This window comes from uncultured Thermosynechococcus sp., from assembly GCF_937958135.1.
Classification (GTDB): domain Bacteria; phylum Cyanobacteriota; class Cyanobacteriia; order Thermosynechococcales; family Thermosynechococcaceae; genus Thermosynechococcus.
The window spans coordinates 1-7,409 of record NZ_CALGOG010000083.1 but is presented as its reverse complement, the minus strand read 5'-3'; the positions used below and the strand labels follow the sequence as shown (position 1 = coordinate 7,409).

Below are 7,409 nucleotides of genomic sequence, written 5' to 3'. Positions count from 1 at the left end.
TATTGGCCTTTGTCGCTTTGATTGTTGGGTATGTGCTTGCCCAAAGCTTATATGCTTGGCAGCAACGCTACTTTCAGCCCCAGTGGCTCCAATACACTCCCCCTTTCCTGAGCAGTACAGTGCCTGAAGGAGAAAGTCGGCGCTTTCAGGGGAGTTATTTAATTGCCAGTATTCTTGGCAACACAGGCTTTGTGGGTTTGGGGGTCTCGATTCCACTTTTAAGTGCCGCCGCACTGCCCTGGGCGACCTTCTACGCCATTACCCAAAATGCCCTCGGTACCTATGGTCTGGGTTCATTCCTTGGTCAGTACTACGGTAAGGGGAATGATCAACCGTGGTGGCGGGCTTTGGCCGTAATTCCGACGGTACCCACCCTCTGGGCAGCAATGGCGGGCTTTGCCACCCATGATCTTTCCTTCCCTGAGGCGATCGAGACTCTGTGTGAGATGGATATTCACTTGGTAATTCCCTTGGCATTCCTCCTCACGGGCATTCGCCTGAGTTGCCTCCCCGGCTGGCAGAGCTTTCGCATAGCATTGCTGCCGATATTGGTGAAAACGCTGTTGTTGCCCCTAACGATGATGGCGATCGCCTATGGTTTAGGATTACGAGGCGACACCTTGCTGGCGATCGCGATTATGGCCGGTACGCCGACAGCTTTTGCGGCTTTGATTTTAGCGGAGGAATATGAACTCAATACTGAAATCCCTCCAGCGGCGATTGCCCTGAGTACCCTAAGTTTTGTCGTGGTCTTGCCCCTGTGGGTTTGCCTGTGTCGTCAAGTTTTAACATAAGGCTAACGATTGCTATCGTTTTCCAAAAACGGTGGCACACTAAAAAGTACTGCATCTATTCCTAGCCCTGTCACGAGTTGCCCCATGACAAATCCCCAAAGTCCTCCTCCCCCCCGTGTTCCCAATTCACCCCCGATGCCACCCCCCCGTCCCCCTAGGGGTGCAGGTGTTCCGCCGATGCCCCCACCGCCTCCGCCTCAAGGGATGCCACCCCGCCCCATGCCCCCGCGACCAATGCCGCCGCAACCGGGAATGCCCCAACAGGCAATACCAACACAGCCAATAGTGACACCGGCTGCGCCCATTTCTGGCCCGACGATGGAGCAATTGGTGCGGGAAGCCTTCGAGAACGGCTATTCCGATATTCACGTTGGGGTAGGGGAAAGACCTCGTTTTCGCGATCGCGGGCGCATTGAGATGAGTAACCATCCCGTGACTGACGAGGAAACCTTTAACCATTGGCTGAATGAAATGCTCACGCCCCAGCAAATTGAGCAGTTTCGCACCCATCTTGAATACGATGGTGCCTACCAATACGAGGGGCTGTGTCGGGTGCGGATCAATATCTTTGTCGCCCTCAAAGGACCGGCAATGGTGCTGCGGTTAATTCCCGTAAAAATTCTGACCCTAGAGCAGTTGAATTTGCCGCCGGTCTTCAAAGACCTGTGCCACTACCACAAGGGTCTGATTCTGGTTACAGGGCCAACGGGTTCCGGCAAATCCACCACCCTTGCGGCCATGGTGGACTACATCAATAGTGAAATGCCGAAGCACATTATCTCGATTGAAGACCCCATTGAGTTTGTGCACCAAAGTCGCCGTTCTCTCATCCGCCAGCGGGAGGTGGGCATTCATACGCTGAAGTTTGACAATGCCCTGAAGGCGTCGCTGCGGGAAGACCCCGACATCATTCTGATTGGGGAGATGCGCGATCGCGAGACGGTGAATACGGCTCTTAAAGCAGCGCAAACGGGTCACTTAGTCTTTGGGACTCTCCACACCAACAGTGCAGTGAAAACAATTGAGCGGATTCTCAACCTCTACAACCCCGATGAACAAGGCCCCATGCGGATGCAGGTGGCGGAATCGCTAGTGGCAGTGATTGCCCAAGCCTTAGTGCGCACCACCGATGGCAAGCGGGCGGCAATTCACGAGATTATGATCAACACCGATGCCATCAAGGACTATATTTTGCGGGGTGAAGTGGAGGAGATCGAGGCAATTATTCCCCAGTGTCGCTACGACGGCATGTGTACGATGAACCAGTGCCTCTACGAACTCTATGAGGCGGGGCGCATTGACGAGGAAACCGCCATCGAAAACTCCCCCAAACCCAACGAGATGGCACAAATTCTACGGGGTCGGGTCTAGGGAAATGGTTGGCCTCAGGCCCGTTTTGTACAAGGGGTTGGCCCTCTTTACACCAGGGGAGGATGTGGTCTTTTGCCGCGACCCATCGAAGCAGGGACAGTGGCATCGATCGCTTTGCCAAGCCCTGCAACACCTTTTGGATCTGGAGGAGCTGCCCTTATTTCTTTCGCCCTGTTACACAGCGGCGGTGGATTACTGGTTTGACGAGGAGCAGCAATGCCTACGGGTGGCGGCAGAAGTCTATGCCATGGCCTGGCCCCATCGTCCCCTATTAAATGCCCTGTTTGCCCCTCTGCATCAACCTGCTTTACCTTGGCAGTTGGTTCAAGATCCACACCATCCCTGCGACGTGCAAGCTTTAGAGGCCTACCGCAGTCGTTTTCCTCAATTGTGGGAGCATCACCAGCTTGTCTATGATTTGCAGGAAGCCACGCCCCTAAGCAGCTTTGTACCGCGTCCTTCGCAACCCGATCGCTATGTCTTTCGCCTGTATGTGCGCGGGGAAACCCCTGCTACCGAAGTTGCCCTAAAAAACCTCCACGATTTGCTGAGTCGTTCCCTCAAGGTACCCTATACACTCAAGGTGGTGGATGTCACCAAGCAGCCAGAACTGGCAGAAGAAGATCAAGTTCAAGCGACCCCCACATTGGTGCGGGTTTATCCGCAGCCGGTACGCCGCATTGTGGGATACTTGGATCACCGCGATCGCCTCGAACGTTTGCTCAGTCCCTAAACCCATGACCGGTTCTGCAAAAGATCTTTTGGCTGCCGCCGCTGTGAAGCGAATTGAGGGAAATCGTGACGCCTACGTGCTCTACCTGCGCCAAGTCTTTGCGGATGTGGTGGGCGAGGATGAGGCGGTCAGTGAAACCCGTGGTGGCTTAGGGGCGGCGCAGGAGCGACTGGCCAAAATTCAGCCGCAGCGTTATGGTAAAAGTCGCAATTTCTTAACCGGGGCAGTCACTGGACTGTCACCCTATTTGCGCCACGGGGTCATCGGTTTGGCGGCAGTGCGCGATCGCGTGCGTGCGGCGGTGGCTTCTCCCCCTCAGGCGGAGGCTCTCCTCCAGCAACTGGCTTGGCGAGACTATTGGCAGCGCCTCTATGCCCGCTGGGGCGATCGCCTATGGCAGGACATCGAACCCCATAAAACGGGTTGGCAAGCAACGGACTATGCAACCGATTTACCCCCCGCACTCATTGCCGCAGAAACAGGACTGGCCTGTATGGATGCTTTTAGCCGCGATCTGCAAACAAGCGGTTACTTGCATAACCATGCCCGCCTGTGGCTGGCCGCCTATGTGGTGCACTGGTGCCGAGTGCGCTGGCAAGCAGGCGCCGCTTGGTTTTTGCAGCATCTCCTCGACGGCGATCCGGCAAGTAATAACCTCTCATGGCAGTGGGTGGCCAGTACCTTTAGCCACAAGCCCTACTTTTTCAACCGTCAAAACCTCGAACGCTATAGCGAGGGCAAATACTGTCGCCAGTGCCCCATGGGCGATCGCTGTCCCTTTGATGCCCCCTACGAGGAACTGGAAACCCGTCTTTTTCCCCATAAGTAGCATTATCGGGAGATAGGTTTGAGGATTTTGCGCAGAATCAAGCAGTTGCCGCCATTCTCTACGCGCCGATAGTCCAATTCATCGGTGATTGTTGCTAGCAGACGCAGTCCCCGTCCCCCTTCGGCATCGAGGGCAATTTGGGCGGGCAGCGTCTGTAATTTGGCCAATAGATCAAAGGGATCCCCTTGATCCCAAATACGCAATTCAATTTCAGTCTCCTCTAAGGAAAGGTCAATGCGAATGGGAGTATTGGGCGGGCGCTCCCGATGGGCATGGCGCACCGCATTTGTGAACCCTTCTGCAAGGGCCAGTTCCAATTTCAGCCACTCTTCAATGGGCAGGGTTGACGGGCGATATTGATTGAACCAGCTCAAGAGTGCCTCCAGTTGGGTTAGGTCACTGGGCAATGTTAGGGAAACTGTCATAGGCCGGTCTGTGCTCAATGGGGTTGAATTAGGCAGTGACCTCAGTGCTGGGTACCAACATGCTGAACCCCCCTGCGAAGGGCTGTTGCATCCGGCCGGTGTGGATCGACGATATGGCTGCAACAAATGAACTTTTCCCCGCTGGCGGCTGTGGAGATAGGGTGCAGGGGCAAACGGAGTTGAATGAGGGGATGCAGGTGAGACATGGCGCAGGCGAGTTAAGGGGAACTGATTACATTATTCACGTCTTGACCTGTTTTCTTGACCTTGAAATAGTACCCCACAGCGATCGCCAGTTAGGGGGTTGACAGAGTCCCTTGGGAAAGAACTGTGTACCGAGAATAATCAGCAGCCCATAGAGCATGAGACGTCCATCGCGGAAAAAGGCAACCACTGCCCTGGGCAAATAGGGTTGATCTGCCAGTCCCCGCAGGAGTTCGGGTAAAGCCGTAAAGAGCATACCCCCCGCGATCGCCCCCACAAAAGTCCGATTGCCTCCCACAAGCACCGCCGTCAGTGCCAGTACCCCCGTATCAAACGTGCCCTGACGTGGATTCCAAGTATTCAACAGGTGGGCTGCCAAGACACCCGTCACCCCCGCCAGGATAGCTCCCAAGACAAACCCCAACACCTTGTAGCGGGTTGCATCAATCCCAAGGGTTTGTGCCACTAACTCATCGGCACGAATGGCCTGCATCGCCTTGCCGGCCGGGGTTTGTTCCAACCGACCAATGGCGATCGCCACCCCAATTAACAACGGCACTGTCAGCCACAAATAGCCCAAGGGCGTACTAAAAGGTTGAGGGATGCCAAAGATGCCGATCGCCCCCCCTGTAATCTCCAGATTCAGGGTCAACACCCGCAGCACCTCCGAGAAGGCAATGGTGGCGATCGCAAAATAGACCCCCCGCAGCCGCAACACGGGTACCCCCAACCCCCATCCCACCAGACCGCAGACCATCGCCGCCAACACCATTTCCCCTAGCACCAAGGGCACGGGATAGGGGTTAAGCCCTGCAAACACACGGGTTGAAACCAAGGCTGCAACATAGCCGCCAATGGCATAAAAGGCCGGACTGGCAAGGGAGAGCTGGCCACTCATCAGGGGCAAATAGAGCGACAGAGCCAACATCGCCCCTAAAGTCATCGAAACCAACAGGAAATCGTAGGTGCCCAGCCAACCCCCCATAAGCAGTGCTACAGATCCACCGCACAGGCCGGCCCATTGGCCTCTACAAGCTGCTGCAACTCCGCAATAATCGCTGCTTCGAGAGTTTTATCCTCCAGCCGAATTGTCAGCCGCGACAGCCGCAGTGAAGCCGTAATCCGACCACTAGGGAAATCTAGCCATATTAGCTGCTGAAATTGGCGACAGCGACCGCCATAGCGTTGGGCAACAGTGGTGAGTTCTTCGCCGGTGGGCGATCGCCCCAAATCCACATCCACCACCCATGTACCCCCACATTCCCGCCGTTTAGAAAGTTGAATTGGCATTGCTTAGACCTGACCTATGGGCGTTGGGCATAGAATTCGCACCAAGGATCCCCCTTCTCCCGTGCCTTCACCTCTACCCCTTGAAACACACCGCCCCGTTGAAAGAGACGATTGTAAAAGGCCTCGTCCAAAACCGGCTTCCGTTCGATATGTCCGTTATAGACAATGTTCATCATAGCAGGCACCGCCCCTTGGGCAAAGTAGCAGGCCGGTTGGGCAGCAGGAGGGTAGGAGGCTAAGAAGTAGTTGGCTTCGTAGTTGCCATCGATCGCCACCCGACAGGATTCATTGCTGACCACTTCTAGGGCTTGCCAGCGCCCCCACCCCAAACTACTGGCAACGGCATAGCCGCCGTGAATCCAATCGGTATCGGTGTTCAACATGGGGCCAACAACCGTTTCCCACTCCAAAGATTCCATAATATTGCCAAAGGTGTAAAAGACACAGACATGACCCGATTCCCGAATTAGAGCTTGACCCACTTCCAGAAGCTGTGGATCCACCTTTTGTAGCTCATCGAGGAAGCGGTACTGAATGCGGTTGTAGTAGTTGGCGGGCATTCGCGTTAGCAGCACGTTAAAGGCGCGGATTTGGCCATTGGTATCTCCTTCAAGGGGCAGTCCCCACAGCGCTTCATTGACCGCTTCATAGTCCACACTGGTGTCTCCTTTAGGAAAAGGGACGGGTTGATCAATCAGCTTGCCCATCTGCGGACTCGGCGTCAGGGAGCGAGGCACTGCTGCCTTTGTCACCTGAATAATGCAGTGGTCTTGCCGTGTTACCGCCACACAACTGGTTTCCTCGGCCACATAGGTACCCAGCGCCGCAAACGTAGCATCTAGGGCTGCTGCCACATAACCCACCGCTAGATGATCAATAGGTTTTGTACGGTTGACCTGCTCACCATATTTCCCTAGCCAGCCCTCTGCGTAGTGGGAGTGGGTTAATTCCACCTCGCCCCCCTCTTCTGTCACCTCAAAGTTGAGACGGCCAAAGCCCAAAAAGCTAAAAATGTGCGCTGCGGTAGCAAGACGTTCCGCCGCTGTTTGCAGCCCCAACCTTTTGAAGGCATTGGCAAGCAGACTATAGAAAATTTCTTGGGCTGAGGTTTGCAAAATACTCACCCCATCAATCCAGTCGGGGTCTTCAATCGTCTGCTGGAGAAATAGATTGTAGTGGTGACAGTGGAAAATCACCGGCTCACTAAAAAAAGCCACCAGCTTCCGAGGGCGATCAATGTAGAGATGTTCAAACATAGTTTCAAATCTTGATGACCTGTTGAAGAGCGTCGGTTGAACAACGCTAGGGAAGCGGAATGGGGAGACGTTCTACGCCCAAAATATCAGCCACACCTTTATAGAGAATGCGCACTTCCCGTTCATCCAGCTGACCTTTCTCCAGTCGTTCACGGTGCAGACCCGTTTTCAACGACAGTCGCAGCGCCACAAAGTTAGGATCTGGGGCATAGCGCCGGGCGTAGCTCAAGAGCAGTTGGGCAACGGAGGTGGTGTTGTCCTGTACAGGGGGTAGGAGCGGCTTCCCATCCGCCAAAATGGCCTTAATGCGCTCAAACACTAGCTTCAGGTTTGTGCTACCCTTGGTGAGAAACAGAACAAAGTAGGGGGTTTTGCTAAAGGCCTTGATCACTAGGCGTACCTCTGCCGAACCCGCCAACAAATAGTCTGCTTCTGAGGCGGCATCCACCACCTGGCACAGGCGATTATTGGCTCGTAGCAGATCGCTGGCATAGGCAGCCAAGGAGC

At 54.9% G+C, this 7,409-nt stretch carries 9 protein-coding genes; 4 read left to right on the top strand and 5 right to left on the bottom strand.

From position 1 onward, the window contains the following. From Q0711_RS10065 to Q0711_RS10050, 4 genes are all read left to right on the top strand, one after another. The coding region (locus Q0711_RS10065; protein WP_299042461.1) for an AEC family transporter at nt 1-794 on the top strand (794 nt) is incomplete at its 5' end. Nucleotides 795-878: 84 nt separating this feature from the next. After that, on the top strand, nt 879-2,165 hold the full coding sequence (locus Q0711_RS10060) for a type IV pilus twitching motility protein PilT (RefSeq protein ID WP_298611660.1): 1,287 nt from the start codon (nt 879-881) through the stop codon (nt 2,163-2,165). 4 nt (nt 2,166-2,169) lie between these two features. Continuing rightward, nucleotides 2,170-2,898: a circadian clock KaiB family protein gene (locus Q0711_RS10055; RefSeq protein WP_298611663.1), complete on the top strand. Its 729-nt coding sequence runs from the start codon at nt 2,170-2,172 to the stop codon at nt 2,896-2,898. 4 nt (nt 2,899-2,902) lie between these two features. After that, nucleotides 2,903-3,727, top strand: coding sequence for an FAD-binding domain-containing protein (locus Q0711_RS10050; RefSeq protein ID WP_298617144.1), 825 nt, complete (start codon nt 2,903-2,905; stop codon nt 3,725-3,727). Nucleotides 3,728-3,729: 2 nt separating this feature from the next. Here the strand turns inward: Q0711_RS10050 and Q0711_RS10045 are convergent, their stop codons facing one another. From Q0711_RS10045 to Q0711_RS10025, 5 genes are all read right to left on the bottom strand, one after another. After that, nucleotides 3,730-4,152, bottom strand: coding sequence for an ATP-binding protein (locus tag Q0711_RS10045; RefSeq protein ID WP_298611669.1), 423 nt, complete (start codon nt 4,150-4,152; stop codon nt 3,730-3,732). Between the two features lie 241 nt (nt 4,153-4,393). Next, a complete protein-coding gene (locus Q0711_RS10040; protein ID WP_299042458.1) occupies nt 4,394-5,341 on the bottom strand; it encodes a branched-chain amino acid ABC transporter permease in 948 nt (315 codons plus the stop codon). Between the two features lie 8 nt (nt 5,342-5,349). After that, on the bottom strand, nt 5,350-5,646 hold the full coding sequence (locus Q0711_RS10035; RefSeq protein WP_298611675.1) for a hypothetical protein: 297 nt from the start codon (nt 5,644-5,646) through the stop codon (nt 5,350-5,352). 14 nt (nt 5,647-5,660) lie between these two features. Continuing rightward, nucleotides 5,661-6,902 (bottom strand): hypothetical protein, encoded by a 1,242-nt coding sequence (locus Q0711_RS10030; protein WP_298611678.1) that lies wholly within the window; start codon nt 6,900-6,902, stop codon nt 5,661-5,663. Nucleotides 6,903-6,948: 46 nt separating this feature from the next. Further along, nucleotides 6,949-7,409: hypothetical protein (locus tag Q0711_RS10025; protein ID WP_299042454.1), on the bottom strand; the 461-nt coding region annotated here is incomplete at its 5' end.

What these genes read in the sequence shown, in the direction of transcription:
- Q0711_RS10040 (WP_299042458.1), bottom strand. Translation starts at nt 5,341, where the DNA reads ATGGGGGGTTGGCTGGGCACCTACGATTTCCTGTTGGTTTCGATGACT.
- Q0711_RS10055 (WP_298611663.1), top strand. Translation starts at nt 2,170, where the DNA reads ATGGTTGGCCTCAGGCCCGTTTTGTACAAGGGGTTGGCCCTCTTTACA.
- Q0711_RS10035 (WP_298611675.1), bottom strand. Translation starts at nt 5,646, where the DNA reads ATGCCAATTCAACTTTCTAAACGGCGGGAATGTGGGGGTACATGGGTG.
- Q0711_RS10050 (WP_298617144.1), top strand. Translation starts at nt 2,903, where the DNA reads ATGACCGGTTCTGCAAAAGATCTTTTGGCTGCCGCCGCTGTGAAGCGA.
- Q0711_RS10060 (WP_298611660.1), top strand. Translation starts at nt 879, where the DNA reads ATGACAAATCCCCAAAGTCCTCCTCCCCCCCGTGTTCCCAATTCACCC.
- Q0711_RS10045 (WP_298611669.1), bottom strand. Translation starts at nt 4,152, where the DNA reads ATGACAGTTTCCCTAACATTGCCCAGTGACCTAACCCAACTGGAGGCA.
- Q0711_RS10030 (WP_298611678.1), bottom strand. Translation starts at nt 6,902, where the DNA reads ATGTTTGAACATCTCTACATTGATCGCCCTCGGAAGCTGGTGGCTTTT.